Below are 18,086 nucleotides of genomic sequence, written 5' to 3'. Positions count from 1 at the left end.
GATGAAGTTCTATCCACCCACGGTCAAAACCCAGGCCGCCCCCAATACCACCGCGCAACGTTCGGCCTTGCAGGCCATCGCCTTGGGCTGTGAATTGGGTACGGGACAGGACGGCTGGCGCCATGTCATCAGCCTCGGAACCGCTCGACCCGGGGTCTCCTTTCCGGCCAGCTTCCGTGTGGGCGAGATCGCGACGCTTCAGCTGGTGCTGCGACCCCGCGCAGGACAGACCTTTCGGATCGAAGCGCATGGGCTGACGACGCGCATGGGAAAAGCCGTTGCGACGCTCGCAGCCGCCGGCGACGTTCTTTCCTGCGCCGAAGAGGTCACAGACCTATCGGCTACGGCGCAACCGGATGGGACCCTTCATATCCGGTTCTCGTTCGTACCCTTTCGCAGCCGACAGGAGGCGTGGTTTCTTTGGCTTGACGCGGAAAGTGCCGATGCCGTAGGCGAAACCCTGTTTGACATGGCCCCTGCCGTCATGGAGGCCCGCCCAATCGCCCCGGACCTGCCGATTTCGCAAGACCACATGGCAGCGGTGCCGATGGGCGACGTTTGGGTTGCCTGCCAGAACATGGCCTTTTTTCGCAACAGCCTGCATCTGGAGTTCGAAATTCACAAACCCGGAGCACAGCTTGCAGGCTTGTCGCTGCATTCGCCAATTCCATTGGGGCCTGTACAATGGTGGACGCATGAGGCGTCTCGGATCACGCCCGCTGCAGCGGAATTGAGGCCCCTGCTTCCTGTTCATCCCTTGCCGTCTCCGGCCATGATGGACCGCTTCGGTCCGGACATGTCGTCATTCGGCCATGTGATTTGCGGACTGTTTGCGGATTATGCCAACTTTGAACGGATGCCGCTTGATGTGACCGACGGCGCGCGGGATCTGGTCCTGGTTCTGCGGTTCACGGATGGCGCTGTTCGCCGCGTGTCGCTTCAAAAGGTCATGATGTCCCAAACTGATGGTCAGGATGCCGCGTCTTTCATTGAAGCCGCCCTGACGGATCTTCGCGAAAAACTCGACCGGAAGGGTGTCTTTCTGGAAGTGGGCGCCCGGGGGCCGGCATCGGCGGCCATGAGGCTGCGCCGGCAGTTGGCTTGGGATTATGTGGGTGTCGACTATCTGGCAGATGCGAATGTTGATTTCGTGGCTGACGCGCACCGCCTTTCCCAGCATTTTGCCGAAGCCTCGGTTGATGTCGTCTACAGTGCCGAAGTGATGGAACATCTGCTTTCACCGCTGACATTTGTGTTGGAAGCCAACCGCATTCTGAAGACCGGAGGGCTGTTTATCGCCTCGGTTCCAACGATCTGGCCGCTTCACGCCGAACCTTGGGATTACTGGCGCTTCACCTCGCATTCGTGGAAAGGGTTGCTGAACCGCAATACCGGGTTCGAGGTGCTGCAATTGGCAGAGACATCCGGCGCATCGGTTGTGCCCTTGTTGCCGACCATGTCCGGTTTGACCCGGATGCAGCAAAGTCCGGCGCCAACGCAAAGTCTGGTCCTTGCCCGCCGTATCGGACCTGCCGCGCCCGGCACCACAGGCTGGTCGCAGGGTCTGGAGACCGGCGCCTATGACCATGCCTGATCTGCGCAAAGGGACCGGGAGCCTGCTTTTCGGTCTGCCAAACCGGGTGCAGGCCTTGTCCGGAGGTTGGCGCGCCCTTGCGCCGTTCTTCATTCGCCTGATGTGGACCACAAAAGGTGTGCCGTTCGCTATATAGCGCCATCGCGCGCACGGGCAGCGTCGGCGGGTATTTGGTGCCTATGCGACTTTATGCGGCGGTGGTGGCGCGTAACCGCCGAGCCGGGAGGTCCGGATCCGCAGCTTTACCATGGCTTCGGCCAGCCCAACGGCACAGGACACCCCGTCCAGAACAGGCAGACCGTGTTCGGCGGCAAGGGCTTCCGCCAAATCCGCCATTCCCGCGCAACCCAGCACCACCGCCTCGCAGCGGTCTTCGGCCACGGCGCGGCCGATTTCGGCGCTGATCCGGTTGCAGGCATCGGAACCGGGGCGCTCCAGTTCCAGCACCGCCACCTCGGAAGATCTGACCCGGGCGCAGCGCGTGATCAGGCCGTAGCGGTGCAGGTTGTGTTCCAGCGCCGGGACCGAACGGGCAAGGGTGGTCACGACCGAGAACTTGTTGGCGATCATCGAGGCGAAGTGATAGGCCGCCTCGCCGATGCCAATCACCGGGCGGTCGGTCAGGCAGCGGGCGGCATCCAATCCGGTGTCATCGAAACAGGCGATCACCACGGCGTCGAAGTCTTGCGTGCTGCGGATCACGGCCAGCATTCCCGCGAGGGACAGCGCCTCGTCATAATAGCCTTCGATGCTGGCCGGGCCATTGGCGGGGTTGACCGCGACAATCTCGGTTCCGGGCGAGGCCACGCGCCGGGCCGCCGCGCCGATCTTCTCCGTCATTGACGCGGTGCTGTTGGGGTTCACAACCAGAATGCGCATCAGACTTCACCCCCCAGATAGGCGGCCTTGATGCGGTCATCGTTCATCAGCGCCTTTGACTCGCCGGTCAGCACGACTGCGCCGGTGGCCATTGCATAGGCCCGGTTCGAGATCGACAGCGCCATGCGGCTGTTCTGTTCGACCAGCAGGACGGTGACCTGTTCATCCCGGCTGATCGCCACGATGGCGCGGGCGATGTCCTGCACCAGCTTTGGCGCGATGCCGAGGGAGGGTTCGTCCAGCAAGAGCAGTTTGGGCTTGGCCATCAGGGCACGACCAATCACCATCATCTGCTGTTCCCCACCCGACAGGGTGCTGGCCTGCTGGCCGTAACGCTCCTTCAGGCGGGGAAAGCGGGTCAGGATCGACTCCAGCGTGGTGGCAATGCCCGCCTTGTCGGTGCGAGTGAAGGCCCCCATCAAAAGGTTGTCCTTGACCGACATGTAGGGAAACACCCGCCGCCCTTCCGGCACCATGGCGATGCCGCGCTTGACGATGTCAGAGGGGGACGCGCCGTCCAGCCGTTCCCCCATATAGGTGATCGTGCCGCTTTTGATCTTTCGCAGACCCGTGATCGCCCGCAGGATCGAGGATTTGCCCGCGCCATTGGCGCCGATCAGGGCCACGGTTTCGCCCTGTTGCAGGGTGATCGACACGCCTTTCAGGGCGTAGACGTGGTCGTAGTAAAGCTCGACGTCCTTGAAATTCAGCATCTCTGTCATGGCTTTACATCCCAATCGCAGCGTCTTCGGAGCCGAGATACGCCTCGATCACCTTCGGGTTGGCCTGAATTTCAGCCGGTGTGCCTTCGGCGATCTTCTCGCCGAAGTTGATCACCACGATGCGGTCGGAAATCTTCATCACGGCAGGCATGTCGTGTTCCACCAGCAGCACCGTCAGCCCGCGTTCATCGCGCAGGCGGCGGACGTTGGCGACCATCTTCATCGTCTCGTCATGATTCATCCCGGCAAAGGGTTCGTCCAGCAGCAGGATCGCAGGCTTGGTGGCCAGACCGATGGCCATGCCCAAGGCGCGCAGATGCCCTTGCGGCAAGTTGGAGGCGAGTTCGTTTCGGATGGGTTGCAGGCCAAGGAAATCAACGATCTCATCGGCCGAGGTGGCGAAGGTCGCCTCATCGGCGCGGGCATGGGCGGAACCCATGAAGAAGCCGAACAGGCTCGCCTTGGCGCGCAGATGGTGGGCCACGATGATGTTTTCGCGCACCGTCATCGACTTGAAGATGGTGGTTTCCTGAAACGTCCGCACCACCCCCATCCGCGCCACCTTGTGCGGGGCAAGGTCGGAAATTCGGGTGCCGTTGAACAGAACCTCACCCGAGGAGGTGGGCACGAAGGAGGATATCAGCTTGAACAGGGTGGATTTTCCGGCACCATTGGGGCCGATCACCGACAGAATTTCGCCCTTCTGCACCTCGAAGCTGACGCCGTTGACAGCCGTCAGACCGCCGTAGCGTTTGGTGACGGCTTTGACTTGCAGGATCACGCTCATTTGCGGCCTCCGATCCGGTCCAGCAGGCTGAGGACGCCGTTGGGCAGCACCAGCATCAGGGCGATCATGGCGCTGGAGTAGATCAGCATCTGATAATCCTGTGCGATGGTCAGCACGTCCCAGCCGAAATACAAAAGCAAGGTGCCCACCATCGGGCCGGTGACGTAGCTGAGGCCGCCGACAAAGCAGTACAGCATGAAGTTGACGCTGTCGGTGACGACGAAGCTGGACGGGTAGATCGACTGCGAGATGGCGACGAAGACCACCCCGGCGATGCCGCCAAAGAAGCTGGAAATCGCATAGACCAGCACGCGCAGGTAAGCGGTGTTGACGCCGATCGAGGCCGACAACTCCTCGTTCTGCTGCAGGCTGCGGCAAAGGTGGCCAAGGCGGGAGTTCACGATGCGCCAGAGGACGGCGTAGCTTGCCACCATCAGCGTGACGGCCAGCAGGTAGAACGCCAGCTTGGGGTTCGCCATCGTGGCAAAGTCGGGGATGATGGTCAGGCCAGCGATGGACAGCGCCCCCGGCAGCGGGATCGAGGTGATGCCCTTGGCACCGTTGGTGATGGGCAGGGCGAGGGCGGTCAGCCGGGCAACCTCGGTCAGGACCAGCGTGACCATGGCGAAGTAGACGCCCCGCAAGCGCAGGATCGGGACTCCAATTCCGACGGAGATCAGGGCGCAGAACAGGCCTGCCAGTGGCAGGGTGGCCCAGAAGCTGAAGCCCGCCTGCGTCATCAGGATGGCCGAGACATAGCCGCCCATCAGCGAAAACGCGCCTTGGCCGATGTTGATGCGGCCGATGTAGAAGGTCAGCCACACGCCTGCCGAGCCGATGGACAGAAGCGCCACCGATGTCAGGGTGTAATACAGATCCTTGCGGCCCGTGACGTCGATCACCAGCGGGACCAACACGAACACCACCAGCAGGAAGCCTGCGATACCGAGTATTTTCAACGACTTCATCTGGTCAACCCCACGGCTTGCCCATCAGCCCTTGCGGGCGGAAGGCCAGAAAAACCATCAACGAGGCGAAGATGACCAGATAGGTGATGTCGCCATAGGCCGACAGCAGCGTCAGCCCGACGCTTTCCATCATGCCCAGAATGAACCCTCCGGCGATGGCGCCCGAAATCACGCCGGCCCCGCCGATCATGATCATCATGAATGCCTTGACCGAGGTTGGCCCGCCCATGCCCAGATTGATGCCAGTGACAGCGACCAGCAAGCCTCCGACCAGGCCTGCCAGCATCGCGCCCAAGGCAAAGCCGATCATCGAATAGCGGTCGACATCGACGCCCATCAGCTGTGCTGCCATCCGGTCTTGTGCCAAGGCCCGCATGGCGCGTCCGGTGCGGGAATATTGCATGAAGGCGATGAACGCCACGATCAGCGCCACGGCGAGAAAGCCCACCAGAATGCGGTCATAGGGCATGATGATCCGCATGTTCCAATTGAACACCCCGTTCAGGATCTTCGGCACGCCGCGCTGCTTTTCACCGAACAGCAGCAGGATCACGGCATCCAGAAAGAAGGCCACACCGGCGGCCAGCAGCATGGTGGATTCGTCGCGCTTGGACCGTCGGATCACGGGGCGAAACAGGAAGACCTCTGCCACCGCCCCCATCGCCGCCAGAATGACCGCCGAGGCGAACAGCCCCACGATGAACGGCAAGCCGGCCTTGGCGACGACGGTATAGGTGATGAAGCCACCGAAAACGAACATCTGCCCATGGGCAAAGTTCAACACGTTCATCAACGAAAAGATGAGCGTCAGCCCCAAGGCGATCAGCGCGTATTGCGCGCCAAGATAAAGCCCGTTTGCTATGATCTGTTCCATGCCCGACCCCCAAGCCCGACCTGTTGTGAGAAAGGGGCCCGCCCCGCAGGACAGGCCCCGACTTTGACGTCTTCGCTGATCAGTCGACCTGCGCCACGAACAGCGTGTCGAACTTGCCGTCTTTGAAGGTGTTCACGACCAGCGGCACCGAAAGCTGGCGCTTCTGCCCGAACGAGGTGGTGCCGACGTATTGCAACTTGGCATCGCCCTTCATGTAGGGGTTGGGCGCCGAGAACGTGTCCATCGTCTTCTTGAACTCGTCGACGTTGTCGATGGCCTTCGGGTCAGCCGCGATGGTCGCAAGGATGTATTCCAGGGCATAGACCTTGGTGTTGGACTCATCGTTATACTCGCCGAACTTCTTGGTGTAGCGGGCAACGAATTCCTTCATCATGTCCGAGGCGAGGTCCGGGGTCGAAGCCCCGCCGACCGAGATGAAGCCATTGGCCAGATCGCCGGCACCTTCTTGCAGAACCGCCGCGTCCTGTGCGGTTTCGGTCGAGATCAGTCCGGTGTAGCCCATTTCCCGGGCCGAACGGATCAGCTGCGGGGCGTTGGCGGGCGACACGCCGGACAGCACCAGCAGGTCGGGGGCGGCCTGGATCACCGGGGTCAGAACCGGGGTGAAGTCGGTGGTATCTGCCTGATAGGTCACGGTATCGGATACCACCTCAAGCCCCAGCGCCTTGGCAGCGGCAGAGCCGGAATCGCGCTGGCTGAGCGGGTCGGATTCGTTGGCAGCCACAAAGGCCACTTTCTTGATGCCGTTCTTTTCCATCAGATATTTGTAGATGGCCGGACCGGATTGATAGTTGGCCACCATGCCCAGAACGGCATTCGAGGCCGGGGCGGTGTAAAGCGCCTTGGGGAAGGCGTAGGGGAAATACATGATGCCGTTCTGTTCGGCCACCGGGCGCACAGCGGCGGCACCGTCATCGACGTTGGGGCCGACGACATAGTGAACACCCGCCTGCGCCATCTGCTCCATCCCGGCAATCGCGCGCTTGGGGTCTTTCTGGTCGTCGAACGGCACGATCTCGATGTTGTACTTGGTGCCGCCGATGTCATAGCCGCCGGTCTCGTTGATCCAGTCAGCGCGGGTTTCCATCGAACGCTGGTTCGAGGTGCCCCAAGCGGCAGCCGGACCAGAGGTGACGCCGACGAAACCGATCTTCAGGACCGGGTTTTCAGCAAAGGCGGTGCCGAACATCGCAAAGCTGGCGACGGCGGCAAGGGCGGTGGATTTCAGCATAGAGCGACGGTTCATGGCAGACTCCCTGTAAGCCAAAGGGTTGGTGTTCGGCGCCCCAGTTTCAGGGCTGCCAACGGCCTGACGTAAGGCCTGCCCTGATCTGGGAATATTGTTAACAATCATGTCAACATAGATTTGAAATCGTGTCGACAATATTCCTCGCTTGAAGCAGGGCGGATTGGTAACTATCCCTTTGCATAACCACGCAATCACCTCGGAACAGACCACCATGTCGCTTGCCGCCACCGAAATTGGCAAATCTTCTGCTGCCGATGAAATCGCCGAAGAAGATATCGTCGAGCGCATTTTCGAGGCGGTTGTGGAACAGCGCCTGCCCCCGGGCACCAAACTGTCCGAATCGGCCCTGTGTGAGGCTTTTGGCGTCGGCCGCATGCGGATCAGACGGTCTTTGCTGCTGCTGGCCTCTCGCGAGGTGGTTGAACTGCATGCAAATCGCGGCGCCTACGTCGCCTCGCCCACCGCGGAACAAGCGAGAGAGGTGTTCGAGGCGCGCCTTGCGCTTGAGCCGACCATTGCCAGATTGGCCTGCGAACGTGCGACGGATGCCGATGTCGCCGCGCTTACCCGCCATCTGGAGCAGGAGCACGACGCCAACCACGAAGGCCGCCGCCACGAAGCCATCAGACTGTCGGGCCATTTTCACACCCTACTTGCCCAGATCGCGGGCAATGCCGTCTTGCTGCGGATGATGAAGGAACTGGTCACCCGCACCTCGCTGATCATCGGCATGTTTGGGGCGCCGGGCGCCACCAATTGCCGCGATGATGATCACAACGCGATTGTCGAAGCGTTGATTTCCCGGGATGGTGCGACGGCAGGCCGTCTGATGACCAACCACCTGCGCCATATTGAAAACCACCTCGATCTGGGGGCGCGCAACAGCAATGCTGTGGACCTTGTGGCCCTTTTTGCTGGGCGCTAGCCGCAGGATACCTTTGGGCTGTTGCGTGGCCGTGACGACGCGAAGCACGCGGGCAAGGATTCGGCCGATCGCCCAACGGTCGGCGGTCATTCGCAAATGCTGCTGCCCGTTGGGCGGGCTGGTTAACTGGCGCAGCGCCCCATCTTGCTGACACGCGACCGCTGGGGTCCACATCGCCGACCCCGGGCAACAGGCCCTGCGCTTCGGGTCCCGAGGTGATCTGATCCAGGCGGCGCATGCCTTTCGGGCTTTTCACCCCGGCTATCAAGGTCGTCTTGCCATCGGTCAGCGTCGCCGCATCGCCCAGCCTGCGCGGATCGTTGCGTTTGGGCACCATGACGGCGCAGGCGGCAGGGAGGACGGAATCTTCCATATCAAGGATCAACGCGTCGGGGCTGTGGCAAGGTGCTTTTCGGTCCCCATCGGAACAAACAGCCCGGCTTGCCTAGACATCGGGCTGATCATGGCCGTGCCGTTTTCGCTGGGTACTCGGCGGCGAATTCCACGCGCAGCGCGGCGGTTTGCTGGCCCAAGGATGGCACCGGGCCCAAGACGGCTTCCCGGTTGCCGTGCCGCAAACCGCGAGCCATCATCTTGACCGGGCCCGTAGGGCTTTCCACCGTGATGTGGCGGGCTTGGGGATGGCCGGCCATATCCTCCATCGTCGACAGCCTGCCGCAAGCGATGCCGGCAGCCATCAGAAGCGCCACGGCCTCTTCGCGCCCCATGCCGGCGAAGATTGGCGCGATCAGCGCCTCGACCTCGGCCATATGCGCCACGCGATCAACGTTGCGGGCATAGCGGGCATCGGTGGCCAAGGCTGGCTGACCCAGCACCTTGTCGGCAAAGGCGGCCCATTCGCGGTCGCTTTGCACCGACAACAGCACCTGTCGGCCATCGTTGCATTCAAACGCTCCGTAAGGCGCGATCGAGGGATGCCGCAGCCCGACCCTGGCCGGAGCCTTGCCGCCATATCGAGTCTGCAGATAGGGCACGTTCATCCAGTCTGCCATGGTGTGAAACAACGAGACCGCGATCGCCCGTCCCTGACCCGTGCGCCCCCGCGCGATCAATGCCTGCAGCACACCTGAAAACGCCGTCTCTCCGGCGGCGATGTCGCAGACCGAAATCCCGACCCGCGCAGACCCCTCTGCCGTGCCATTCACGGCCAACAACCCGCTTTCGCCTTGAATGAGCATGTCGTAGGCCTTCTGCTCGCGGTACGGCCCATCCTCGCCATAGCCGGAAATCGAGACATAGATCAGGCCAGGATGCGCCGCCCGCATCGCCTCGGGGCCAACGCCCAAGCGGGTGACGGCACCGGGCGCCAAGTTTTGCACGAAGACATCGGCTTGCCCGATCATCCGCTTCAACAGGTCAAGATCTGCGGACTGGCGCAGGTCAAGGCAGATCGATTCCTTGCCGCGGTTGATCCAGACGAAATAGGCGCTTTCACCATGCACCAGCGTGTCATAGCCCCGGGCAAAATCGCCCTCGGGCCGCTCGACCTTGATGACCCGCGCGCCCGCATCTGCCAGACGCGAGGTTGCAAGCGGGGCCGCAACCGCCTGTTCCAGCGACACCACCAATATTCCGTCAAGATCCCCCATCGGCAGGCTCCTCCCCTTGGTCCCTCTCGAGGGTATCCAGCCACAGGCTGAAAGGGTAATAGCGCTTTCCTTGACAGGCCAGAACTTTGACGCCTAACTCTGCGCCGCAACCCCAACGGGACGGGACATGGACATCCGGCACCTGCGATACTTCATCGCCATTTCCGAAGAGCCCTCGCTGTCTTCGGCGGCACAGCGGCTGCATGTGGCGCAACCCTCGCTCTCCCAGCACGTCATCAAACTGGAGGAGGAATTGGGTGTCTCGCTGATCATCCGGTCGCCTCAAGGAATCAAGTTGACCGAGGAAGGCCGTCTGCTGGCCCGCAAGGCCCGTGGCATCGTCCGCAGTCTGGAGGATTGCATCGAAGAGATGAAAGCTGCCGGCGGGGTGGTGCGCGGGTCCGTCGCCTTCGGCATGCCGCCGTCGGTGTCGATGGTGATGTCGGTACCGCTGGCCGAGACGGTACGGGTGGAATATCCTGCGGTCCGCCTGCAAGCCACCGAAGCGATGAGCGGCTTTCTGAAAGAATGGCTGGAGGATCAGACAGTCGACATCAGCTTTCTCTATGATCTTGATGGCAAGGGGCATTTTCGCGCCACCCATATTCTGGACGAAGACCTCTGCTTCTTTTCCGCCCCCGATGGATGGCCTTTGAAGACGCCTCCCGGCGCGCCGGTGCGCCTTGCCGATTTGACCGGGCTGGACCTGATCCTGCCCTCGCCGTCGCATGGTTTGCGCAAGTCGATCGAGCGTCATGCGGCCAGCCACCACATTCCGCTGAACGTTGTGATCGAGATGGACGCGATGACCCAGATCAAGGAGTTGGTGGCGCGTGGTTCGGGCTATACGATCTTCGCCCCGGCCGCCGCCTACGATTTTGTGGCGCGGGGCGAGTTGGTGAAATCCCGCATCATCCAACCGGTGATGTCGCGCCCTGTGCATCTGGTCAGCAATCCCGTCTATCCCATGACCAACGCCTGCCGCGTGGTGGAGCGCATTACCTTGGGGGTTGCCCGCGATCTGGTCCGCCGTGGCATCTGGGAGGGGCGTCTGGCCCGCGGCATGGACGAGGATCTGAGCTAGCGCGAAACGCTCTGGCTGGCGCAGGCCATAGCCTGCATGGTGACGACGCCATCCTCGCGTCGCACCCGCAGCTCCAATCCTTCTGGCGTGGGGCGGGCTTCAATCGAAACGGGGATGCCCGCGATCAGCGGGGCCACGCCACGATAGCGGAACTTGGCTGGCACTTGACCGAAGATCGTGGTCGCGAGGTTCAGCATCCAAGTTGCCTGCAAGGGGCCATGCACCACCAATCCGGCATAGCCTTCCACATCAGTAGCATAGGGCATGTCGTAATGGATGCGGTGCCCGTTGAAGGTCAGCGCGGAATAGCGAAACAGCAGAACCGGGTCGGGCGTGATCTGCCAACGGGTCGCAGCGGGCCAGTCCTGCGCCGTGCGCGGGGGTAGGGCGCCTTGGCCGGGCTTGGGGTCCTCGCGGTAGACGATGTCCTGACGTTCGGTGATCCGGGTTTCGCCCGCCACCGTGTAAAGGTTCAGTACCGTGACAAAGCCCAGGGGCCCGGTGCTGCCGGTTTTGAAGTTGATTTCGGCAATTGTGCTGGTGCGGGTCACTGTGTCGCCGGTTTGAAGCGGAGCACCAATTGCCAATTCCCCCCCCGCCCACATCCGTCGCGGCAGACCGGGCAGATCGGGCATGTAAAGGCCGCATCTGGGGTGGCCGTCGCGGCCAAGGTCCTGCGGTCCAGCCAGATCGGGCACAAGACACCAATGCAGGCCGGGAGGCATCGGGACAGGCGCCAAAGTGCCGGCCAATGTCAGGGCCAATCCGTCAACCTGCCGTTGGGTGATTGTCTCGGCCCGCTCAAAGACGCGTCCGGTCCAGTCCAACGGATCGCTCATTTCGCCTGCAACCCCTTGCCGAGGTCGGCCGCGCCGTGGCGGTCAAGTTCGGTCACCATCTTCCACAAAGCCTCCGCCTCGTCGCCGATCAAGCCTTGCGCCTTGGCGCGCAGACTGGTTTCCAGAATTGCGCCGCCAAGCCGAGCAGAAAGGTCATGCACGAAAGGCACCATGCTGCCATCGGTCAGCGTCACTTCACCCACCGCCTGCATGTCCGTCACCGACGCATCTCCTGTCACCGTGATCTTTTTTGCAAACCCGGCCAGCGACGGGTCCATCGCCAAATCATCCCTATAAGTCCGGTCGGCCGCGGTTGGAATGCCCGACATGGCCGAAGTGCGTATCATCATAATCCAGCGCATGGCTGGTCACGCCATTGACCAGCGCCGCCGCCTTTTCCGGAACCCGCGCCCCGCCCAAGACCGAAGCGACAGGCCGTCCACCTTCAGTCGCCACATAGGTCCGCAGGACGCTCGCCAAGGGCTCCCCAATTCCCGCCTGTCCGCAGACCATCCAGTCAAAAAAGCGAAAACCGCGCCATCTGCCGGGCAGAGGTTGGGATATTCCCGGCCGTCAGCATCGCCAGGTCCAGAAGATGGTTCAGCGTCATGCCTTCGACTCGCCATAGGATTTCGGCAGGCCCAGGACCTGTTCGGCGATGTAGCACAGGATCAGGTTGGTCGAGATTGGCGCCACCTGATAGAGCCGCGCTTCGCGGAACTTGCGCTCGACATCGTATTCCTCGGCGAAGCCGAAGCCGCCATGGGTCTGCAGGCAAGCCTCGGCCGCCTCCCAGCTGGCGTCCGCCGCCAGCATCTTGGCGGTGTTCGCCTCCACGCCCGGATTGAGGCCTGAATCGTACATGGCAGCGGCCCTGTAGACGATCGCCTCAGCAGCCATCATGTGCGCCTGCGCGCGGGCAAGCGGGAACTGCACGCCCTGATTCTTGCCGATTGGCGTGCCAAAGACGACCCGCTCTTTGGCGTAGTCGGCTGCCTTGCGGATGAACCACTTCGCGTCCCCGATGCATTCCGAGGCGATCAGGATGCGTTCGGAATTCATCCCGGCCAGAATATAGCGAAAGCCCTTGCCCTCTTCGCCAATCAGGGCGCTTGCCGGGATCCGCAGATTGTCGAAGAAGACCTCGGTCGTGGCATGGTTCATCATGGTGCGGATCGGGCGGATGGTGATCGCCTTGCCGACATGGTCCCGCATGTCGACGAGAAAGACCGAAAGGCCATCGGTCTTCGACTTGACCTGATCGCGCGGCGTGGTGCGGGCCAGAAGCACCATCAGGTCGGAATATTCTGCGCGCGATGTCCAGATCTTCTGCCCGTTGATCACGTATTCATCGCCCTCGCGCCGCGCCGTGGTCTGCAAGGCCAGCGTATCGGTGCCAGAGGTCGGCTCGGTTACGCCAAAGGCCTGCAGCCGCAGACGTCCATCGGCAATGCCGGGCAGATACTGCCGCTTCTGCTCGGCATTGCCATGCCGCAGCACGGTGCCCATCGTGTACATCTGAGCGTGACAGGCGGCGGCATTGCAGCCGTTGCGGTGGATCTCCTCAAGGATGACGGCCGAGGCCTGCAGGTTCAGGCCCGATCCGCCGTATTCCTCGGGGATCATTGCCGCCAGATATCCCTCGCGGATCAGCGCATTGACGAAATCCGTCGGATAGGCCCGACGCGAGTCCAGATCGCGCCAGTATGCCCCGAGAAAACCTTCGCAGACCCGCGCAACCCCTTCGCGGATGGCGGCATATTCGGCAGTTGGATCGAAACTTGTCATGGTGGTCTTCCTGAACTTGACTGCGCCTTATGCTGGCAGGGCCAGCGGCACTTGGGTAATAGCAATCCGGTCTTGCCCCTAGCGGTTCGGGCTCTGGCCAGGGGTCATTGGGCCGCTTCCAGTGTGGCGCGGATCTCGGCAGTGCTGGAGGGGATCTGGTCGGTCAGCCCCGGCCTCTGCCCACTCCGGCAAGGCCACGGTGCGGACATGTCGGGGTCGTCGATCATCCGCAGGTGGAAGCGACCGCGCGCCACATCCTCGCGCACCGATTGGCAGGGCAGGATAGCCGAGAGCGCGTCCTTGGGATGGCCAAGCATTGCCTTGACCATGGTCAGACTGTCAAGCGCCAGCGCCAGCGCCGGGGACCGACCGCGTGCCTTGACCATGCTGTCGGTGATGCGGCGAAACTGGTGGATGGCGCTTGGCAAGATCAGCTGTCGGCACAGCGCCTGTCCCAGCAAGATCGGGTGCTGTCTGACCGGGAGTGGGAGGTGACCAGAGCCCGCCGTGCCGGCAAAGGGCTCAATCGTGGCCATGGTGGCGGCGAGGTTGGGCAGACCTGCACCCGTGCGGGCGGCAAGCACCGGCGCTGCGATCAGCAGCGCAGGACCGCCCAAGCCGGCCACGATCCAGACCGCGCCAAAAGCCAGATTGCGCCCCACCCGTGCCGCGATGCCCAAATACAGGCAACCCGGTGCCGGCAAATCGGCGGGCTATACGGTATAGGCGGCCAGAAAGGGGTCACAGGGCAGAAAACGACCGCTGCCGCTGCCTCCGCAATGCCTGCAGCCACAGGCAGGAAAAAGGTCTCGGCAACGCCCGATTGCAGCAGCACTGCCAGAACAAGGGCCAGACCTGCGGCGGCATAAAGCACAAAGGACAACGCTGCTTCCTTGGCCGTGAACGTGGCCTCAAATGGTGCGCTTACGTTCACATGCAGCGCGCAACCCACCGGAAGCGCGACGAACCCCGCCCGAAGCCAAGCCCCGCCCGCCCCGGCAAAGCCGTGATATATCATGCCCAAGGCCACCAGACCGGCGGGCAGCCACACGGCGCTGAGGACGGCGGTGCGGTCCTGCGCCTCGGGTTGGGGATCATCTGACGGGCACATGGGTCACACCTTCCTCAATCGTTGTCCTTGGTGGACTTGGCCCCGGCAGGAAGATGCGGCAGGACGTGCCGTCTGCGGACCCGAGGTTCTTCAGCGGCAGGCCGGTTCCCTCCATCGGCGCATCCACGAAGGCGAAATGCGTGCAGTATTTCATGGCCGAATTCATCACCTGATCGGACAGGTTCCCCGACCCGCCGCCGCCAATCCCGCTGGTTTCGGACGGGCTGTTGAGGCCGTGCAGGCCATCGATTTGCAGGATCTTGATGCTTTCGATGTTCCCCACCGGTTTGAACGGCTCGGGGATGATCTGCGACAGGGTCTGGACGAGGTGTTCGTAAATCGCGCTGCGGCAGTTTCGCGTCGGTCCGATCCCCGCGCGAGAGATGTCCGGCCGCATGCGCAGAGGGGGTGGCTACAAAGCCTTAAACTGGTTTGACCGGGTTTTGCACGTCAGAACGGCTTCCTCATGGCTTTGGTCGATGCCGTCATCGATCAAAGCCAGTGTCGCCTCGGTGACTGACCGTTCAAAGGCATTCAAATCGTTGGCGAGGTTCGGGCGGGGCTGCCCCCTCGATCATCGCGGCGATCCGTTTCAGAAGGGTCTTGGCTTGTTTCATGTGCGGGCGATGATGCGTCGGGTTTCATGAAAGGCATCAGAGGTGTCAGCGACCGCGTGGCAACAGCGATTGTGGCATGTGCAGGCGGATCAGCAGGGCCTCGTAAAGCCGGTTCAAGAAGGACCAAAGCCTGGCTCGGCCGGGAAACAAGGTCACCAGACCCACGCTTAGCAATGCCAGAACCGCGCCACCGAGGATATCAGAGGGATAATGCGCCCCAAGAAAGATCCGCGCCCAACCCACGGACAGCGCAAGTGCCAACAGCGCAAGCCCCGCCAGCCGCAGGGGCGCTGCACCCACGAACGCGAACGCCAACGCGAACATCAGCGTGGCGTGATCGCTTGGAAAAGAGTTCTCTGGCAGATGGCCAAGCAGATTGGCCCCAAGACCCGCTTCAAACGGGCGTGGGCGGTAGTGGATCCAGCCGATGACCTGAACGCACCCCAGACCAAGCACCCCGGCGGCAACCGCATCGAGGAGGGCAGGGCGCCAGCCTGACCGCGCCCGCACCCATGCTGCAAGAAGGCCCGCGATGACCAAGGGCACAACAGCGCTGGCCAGAATCAGCGCAAGCCTCACCACCCAGCCTGCGGACAGAGGGGCCGCAGTGAGCCATAGGAAGGCGGCAGTGTCTATGTCCGGCATCGTGGTCCTTCTTTCCTGCATCAGCAGCGTGGCAGCCGTGGATCACCGTCTGGCGATCTTGCTGCGTCTCAGGTGCCCGACTGCCGTGTCCCTTCGACAGAGGCCGGTGGCTGAGCCCCAGATCCTGTCCACGAAAGATATCCCAGACCAGCAAGGATCAGAAAGCCCAGAACCAGACTGACCGGCCCCGTGCCCCAATCCAGCCCGCTGCGGGCCTGACTGACGCCCATCCAGTCGGCAAAGGATGCCCCCAGCGGGCGCGTCACGACATAGGCGAACCAGAAGGCCGGGACCTCGGCCAGACCCATCTGCCACCATGCCAGGGCCGGAACCAGAATGATCACGCCGAACACAAGGCCCGAGGTGAAGTAGCCAAGGCCCAGACTGCTGGCCGTCATGTCGCCTGCTGCGGTGCCCAAGGCAAACGTGATCAGCACGGTTGCCCAATAGAAGACCTCGCGCCGACGGGTGGTGATGGAATGGATCGACAGGGTGCCCTCGACGCGAAACCAGACCGCAAAGGTAAGGACAAGCGTGGCCAGAAAGAAGACGGTAGAGGCCACATAGGGCACGCCAAGACCGACGTGCAGGACATCCGCCGCCATGGTGCCGAAGATGCTGACACTGAGCGCCGCAGCCCAGTAAACCCAAGGATTATAGCGGGGGAACACGAACTGCACGACCATGGCCGCGACAAAGATCAGGAACCCAAGGGCCACTGCCACGGGCGGGCCCATCTGCCGCACCAGAAAATCTGATGTCGTTTCGCCCATCCCGGTGGTCAGGATCTTGATGACCCAGAACATCACGGTGATCTGCGGCACCTTCAAGATCGCTTTCGGCAGGGCAAATGACCCCGCCTTGGGATAGTGTGTCTGAGGGATCAAGAAACTGTTCTCCGATGAAGAGCGGCGGCCCCCCCAGCTGGGTTGGCGCCGACGGCAGGTGTCGGGCTGCGGTATAGGCCTGCGGTGCCGGAAAAGCCCACAACGCAGAAGAGGAGCCTGACCTATCCTGAAGGTTGGTCCTCGGTTCTCTGCGCTTTTGCTTTCAGGCCTCAACCGCGAGCTCTTCGCCCTCTCGGGTGACGGTCATGTAGGCTACGATCAGGATGATCGTGGCAAGGAAAACCGCGCTGGTGATGATCGTGCCAAGGCCAAAGCCGCCGTATTCGTGCGGCTGGGACATCAGGTCGCCGATCGAGGCGCCGAGGGGTCGGGTGAATATATAGGCCAGCCAGAAGCCAAGGATCGGGTCGAGCCCCAGAAAGAAATAGCCCACCGACAGGGACGCGATGATCATGCCAAACAGGATGCCGGTGCTGAAATAGCCAAGGCCGAACTGTTCAGACACCAAGTCCCCCGCCGCCGTACCCAAGGCGAAGGTGAACAGGATCGCCAACCAGTACCAGATCTCTCGTCTTGTCGAGAGGATCGAATGGATGGAAAGCGTCCCCTCGGCCCGGTACCAAAGCGCGAAGGTTGCCGCGAGGGCCAGCGTGAAGACCCAGGTCGTCGTGATCAGCTTGACGCCAAAGTTGTCGACCAGATTGTCGGTCACCAATGTGCCCACGATGGAAATCAGCACCACGGCCAACCAGTAGCTCCACGGCACATAGCGCTTTTGGCGGAATTGCAGAACCAGCGCCACGACCAGAACCGCGGTCATCAGGATCGAAGTCGTGGTCAGGCCAAGGCCAAGGTTGACGCCAAGATAGTCGGCAGCCGTCTCGCCCATGGTCACGGCCATCAGCTTGATCAGCCAGAAATCGACGGTGACCTTGGGCACGCGGTTCAGCGGCGCTTTGGAACCCGGGGCCGTCGGATTGGCAAAGGGGATGGTTGTCATGCAGATCTATCCTTGAAAGGGGGAAGCCTTACTTGCCAGTGGGGTTGTCCAGCGCGGCCATCAGGGCGGCGAGGGCAGGGTTGACGACATCGGCGGTGGGCGTGCCTTTGCGCAACGACTTCAGGGCCGCGTCCGAGGCGGCGTCGATCTTGTTCCAGGCGTCGGGGTTCAAGGGGCGCATGCCGGCCTCGGCATCGTCCCAAGCGGTTTCCCAATCGGTGATGCGGGTCGCGGCGGCGGCGAAATCGCCGGTGGCCACGATCTTTTGCACATCCGCCACAATGGCCTTCATCGGCGACAGATCCCCCAGGGATGCGTCCGCTTGTGCATAGCCGACAAAGGTGATCTCAAACGCGGTGAAGGCCCCGACCGGGGCCAGGATCAGGGCGGTGGCCAGCAGGATTTGTTTCATCTGTTTCTCCGATTGGGTCATTCAGGGCATCTTGCGCCCTGATCTTGGGATGACGGATAGGCGGGCCGCCATACCGGCAGATGTCAGCCGGCTTACAAATCTGTAAGCTGACC

Annotated in this window: 20 protein-coding genes; 3 read left to right on the top strand and 17 right to left on the bottom strand. The window is 62.3% G+C overall.

From position 1 onward, the window contains the following. Window position 1: 1 nt before the first annotated feature. Complete coding sequence (locus AC1Y2B_RS02015) at window positions 2–1,594, top strand: class I SAM-dependent methyltransferase (RefSeq protein WP_482251378.1); 1,593 nt, start codon at window positions 2–4, stop codon at window positions 1,592–1,594. Between the two features lie 177 nt (window positions 1,595–1,771). On the opposite strand, the gene AC1Y2B_RS02010 is transcribed toward AC1Y2B_RS02015, so the two are convergent. The 6 genes from AC1Y2B_RS02010 to AC1Y2B_RS01985 all read right to left on the bottom strand — a co-directional run bounded on the left by AC1Y2B_RS02010 (window position 1,772) and on the right by AC1Y2B_RS01985 (window position 7,091). Then, the gene (locus AC1Y2B_RS02010) at window positions 1,772–2,473 is read right to left on the bottom strand and encodes an aspartate/glutamate racemase family protein (protein WP_482251377.1); all 702 of its coding nucleotides are present in this window, start codon (window positions 2,471–2,473) and stop codon (window positions 1,772–1,774) included. After that, window positions 2,473–3,195, bottom strand: coding sequence for an ABC transporter ATP-binding protein (locus AC1Y2B_RS02005; RefSeq protein WP_482251376.1), 723 nt, complete (start codon window positions 3,193–3,195; stop codon window positions 2,473–2,475). Before AC1Y2B_RS02005 ends, AC1Y2B_RS02010 begins: the two co-directional genes overlap by 1 nt. Window positions 3,196–3,199: 4 nt before the next feature. Further along, the gene (locus AC1Y2B_RS02000) at window positions 3,200–3,982 is read right to left on the bottom strand and encodes an ABC transporter ATP-binding protein (RefSeq protein WP_482251375.1); all 783 of its coding nucleotides are present in this window, start codon (window positions 3,980–3,982) and stop codon (window positions 3,200–3,202) included. Beyond that, a complete protein-coding gene (locus AC1Y2B_RS01995) occupies window positions 3,979–4,950 on the bottom strand; it encodes a branched-chain amino acid ABC transporter permease (protein ID WP_482251374.1) in 972 nt (323 codons plus the stop codon). The genes AC1Y2B_RS02000 and AC1Y2B_RS01995 overlap by 4 nt, the downstream gene beginning before the upstream one ends. A 4-nt stretch (window positions 4,951–4,954) precedes the next feature. Continuing rightward, a complete protein-coding gene (locus tag AC1Y2B_RS01990; protein ID WP_482251373.1) occupies window positions 4,955–5,824 on the bottom strand; it encodes a branched-chain amino acid ABC transporter permease in 870 nt (289 codons plus the stop codon). A gap of 79 nt (window positions 5,825–5,903) precedes the next feature. Continuing rightward, window positions 5,904–7,091, bottom strand: a complete 1,188-nt coding sequence (locus AC1Y2B_RS01985) for an ABC transporter substrate-binding protein (protein ID WP_482251372.1) — start codon at window positions 7,089–7,091, stop codon at window positions 5,904–5,906. Between the two features lie 214 nt (window positions 7,092–7,305). Here AC1Y2B_RS01985 and AC1Y2B_RS01980 point away from each other — a divergent pair, with 214 nt between their 5' ends. Continuing rightward, window positions 7,306–8,019: a GntR family transcriptional regulator gene (locus tag AC1Y2B_RS01980; RefSeq protein WP_482251371.1), complete on the top strand. Its 714-nt coding sequence runs from the start codon at window positions 7,306–7,308 to the stop codon at window positions 8,017–8,019. 461 nt (window positions 8,020–8,480) lie between these two features. On the opposite strand, the gene AC1Y2B_RS01975 is transcribed toward AC1Y2B_RS01980, so the two are convergent. Then, window positions 8,481–9,629 carry a CaiB/BaiF CoA transferase family protein gene (locus AC1Y2B_RS01975; protein WP_482251370.1) on the bottom strand — a complete coding sequence of 383 codons (1,149 nt, stop codon included), beginning with the start codon at window positions 9,627–9,629 and terminating at the stop codon, window positions 8,481–8,483. Window positions 9,630–9,756: 127 nt separating this feature from the next. On the opposite strand from AC1Y2B_RS01975, the gene AC1Y2B_RS01970 reads away from it, so the two are divergent. Beyond that, window positions 9,757–10,713 (top strand): LysR family transcriptional regulator, encoded by a 957-nt coding sequence (locus AC1Y2B_RS01970; RefSeq protein WP_482251369.1) that lies wholly within the window; start codon window positions 9,757–9,759, stop codon window positions 10,711–10,713. Here AC1Y2B_RS01970 and AC1Y2B_RS01965 read toward each other — a convergent pair. The 10 genes from AC1Y2B_RS01965 to AC1Y2B_RS01920 all read right to left on the bottom strand — a co-directional run bounded on the left by AC1Y2B_RS01965 (window position 10,710) and on the right by AC1Y2B_RS01920 (window position 17,973). Beyond that, on the bottom strand, window positions 10,710–11,552 hold the full coding sequence (locus AC1Y2B_RS01965) for an HTD2 family dehydratase (RefSeq protein WP_482251368.1): 843 nt from the start codon (window positions 11,550–11,552) through the stop codon (window positions 10,710–10,712). The two genes, AC1Y2B_RS01970 and AC1Y2B_RS01965, sit on opposite strands and share 4 nt — an antisense overlap. Then, the gene (locus AC1Y2B_RS01960) at window positions 11,549–11,830 is read right to left on the bottom strand and encodes a hypothetical protein (protein WP_482251367.1); all 282 of its coding nucleotides are present in this window, start codon (window positions 11,828–11,830) and stop codon (window positions 11,549–11,551) included. The genes AC1Y2B_RS01965 and AC1Y2B_RS01960 overlap by 4 nt, the downstream gene beginning before the upstream one ends. A 13-nt stretch (window positions 11,831–11,843) precedes the next feature. Continuing rightward, on the bottom strand, window positions 11,844–12,032 hold the full coding sequence (locus AC1Y2B_RS01955) for an MmgE/PrpD family protein (protein WP_482251366.1): 189 nt from the start codon (window positions 12,030–12,032) through the stop codon (window positions 11,844–11,846). Between the two features lie 126 nt (window positions 12,033–12,158). Further along, complete coding sequence (locus AC1Y2B_RS01950; protein ID WP_482251365.1) at window positions 12,159–13,340, bottom strand: acyl-CoA dehydrogenase family protein; 1,182 nt, start codon at window positions 13,338–13,340, stop codon at window positions 12,159–12,161. Between the two features lie 104 nt (window positions 13,341–13,444). After that, a complete protein-coding gene (locus AC1Y2B_RS01945; RefSeq protein WP_482251364.1) occupies window positions 13,445–14,020 on the bottom strand; it encodes a type 2 periplasmic-binding domain-containing protein in 576 nt (191 codons plus the stop codon). Between the two features lie 414 nt (window positions 14,021–14,434). Then, the gene (locus AC1Y2B_RS01940) at window positions 14,435–14,848 is read right to left on the bottom strand and encodes a flotillin domain-containing protein (RefSeq protein ID WP_482251363.1); all 414 of its coding nucleotides are present in this window, start codon (window positions 14,846–14,848) and stop codon (window positions 14,435–14,437) included. A 265-nt stretch (window positions 14,849–15,113) separates the two neighbouring features. Continuing rightward, window positions 15,114–15,713: a phosphatase PAP2 family protein gene (locus AC1Y2B_RS01935; protein WP_482251362.1), complete on the bottom strand. Its 600-nt coding sequence runs from the start codon at window positions 15,711–15,713 to the stop codon at window positions 15,114–15,116. Between the two features lie 68 nt (window positions 15,714–15,781). Next, the gene (locus tag AC1Y2B_RS01930) at window positions 15,782–16,600 is read right to left on the bottom strand and encodes a COG4705 family protein (protein ID WP_482251361.1); all 819 of its coding nucleotides are present in this window, start codon (window positions 16,598–16,600) and stop codon (window positions 15,782–15,784) included. 163 nt (window positions 16,601–16,763) lie between these two features. After that, the gene (locus AC1Y2B_RS01925; RefSeq protein WP_482251360.1) at window positions 16,764–17,561 is read right to left on the bottom strand and encodes a COG4705 family protein; all 798 of its coding nucleotides are present in this window, start codon (window positions 17,559–17,561) and stop codon (window positions 16,764–16,766) included. 28 nt (window positions 17,562–17,589) lie between these two features. Continuing rightward, complete coding sequence (locus AC1Y2B_RS01920) at window positions 17,590–17,973, bottom strand: hypothetical protein (protein ID WP_482251359.1); 384 nt, start codon at window positions 17,971–17,973, stop codon at window positions 17,590–17,592. Window positions 17,974–18,086: the final 113 nt, after the last annotated feature.

The sequence above is a fragment of the Stagnihabitans sp. genome, assembly GCF_964946895.1.
This window is presented reverse-complemented; position numbering and strand designations above follow the sequence as displayed.

What these genes read in the sequence shown, in the direction of transcription:
- AC1Y2B_RS02015 (WP_482251378.1), top strand. Translation starts at nt 2, where the DNA reads ATGAAGTTCTATCCACCCACGGTCAAAACCCAGGCCGCCCCCAATACC.
- AC1Y2B_RS02010 (WP_482251377.1), bottom strand. Translation starts at nt 2,473, where the DNA reads ATGCGCATTCTGGTTGTGAACCCCAACAGCACCGCGTCAATGACGGAG.
- AC1Y2B_RS02005 (WP_482251376.1), bottom strand. Translation starts at nt 3,195, where the DNA reads ATGACAGAGATGCTGAATTTCAAGGACGTCGAGCTTTACTACGACCAC.
- AC1Y2B_RS02000 (WP_482251375.1), bottom strand. Translation starts at nt 3,982, where the DNA reads ATGAGCGTGATCCTGCAAGTCAAAGCCGTCACCAAACGCTACGGCGGT.
- AC1Y2B_RS01995 (WP_482251374.1), bottom strand. Translation starts at nt 4,950, where the DNA reads ATGAAGTCGTTGAAAATACTCGGTATCGCAGGCTTCCTGCTGGTGGTG.
- AC1Y2B_RS01990 (WP_482251373.1), bottom strand. Translation starts at nt 5,824, where the DNA reads ATGGAACAGATCATAGCAAACGGGCTTTATCTTGGCGCGCAATACGCG.
- AC1Y2B_RS01985 (WP_482251372.1), bottom strand. Translation starts at nt 7,091, where the DNA reads ATGAACCGTCGCTCTATGCTGAAATCCACCGCCCTTGCCGCCGTCGCC.
- AC1Y2B_RS01980 (WP_482251371.1), top strand. Translation starts at nt 7,306, where the DNA reads ATGTCGCTTGCCGCCACCGAAATTGGCAAATCTTCTGCTGCCGATGAA.
- AC1Y2B_RS01975 (WP_482251370.1), bottom strand. Translation starts at nt 9,629, where the DNA reads ATGGGGGATCTTGACGGAATATTGGTGGTGTCGCTGGAACAGGCGGTT.
- AC1Y2B_RS01970 (WP_482251369.1), top strand. Translation starts at nt 9,757, where the DNA reads ATGGACATCCGGCACCTGCGATACTTCATCGCCATTTCCGAAGAGCCC.
- AC1Y2B_RS01965 (WP_482251368.1), bottom strand. Translation starts at nt 11,552, where the DNA reads ATGAGCGATCCGTTGGACTGGACCGGACGCGTCTTTGAGCGGGCCGAG.
- AC1Y2B_RS01960 (WP_482251367.1), bottom strand. Translation starts at nt 11,830, where the DNA reads ATGGACCCGTCGCTGGCCGGGTTTGCAAAAAAGATCACGGTGACAGGA.
- AC1Y2B_RS01950 (WP_482251365.1), bottom strand. Translation starts at nt 13,340, where the DNA reads ATGACAAGTTTCGATCCAACTGCCGAATATGCCGCCATCCGCGAAGGG.
- AC1Y2B_RS01940 (WP_482251363.1), bottom strand. Translation starts at nt 14,848, where the DNA reads ATGCGGCCGGACATCTCTCGCGCGGGGATCGGACCGACGCGAAACTGC.
- AC1Y2B_RS01935 (WP_482251362.1), bottom strand. Translation starts at nt 15,713, where the DNA reads ATGCCGGACATAGACACTGCCGCCTTCCTATGGCTCACTGCGGCCCCT.
- AC1Y2B_RS01925 (WP_482251360.1), bottom strand. Translation starts at nt 17,561, where the DNA reads ATGACAACCATCCCCTTTGCCAATCCGACGGCCCCGGGTTCCAAAGCG.
- AC1Y2B_RS01920 (WP_482251359.1), bottom strand. Translation starts at nt 17,973, where the DNA reads ATGAAACAAATCCTGCTGGCCACCGCCCTGATCCTGGCCCCGGTCGGG.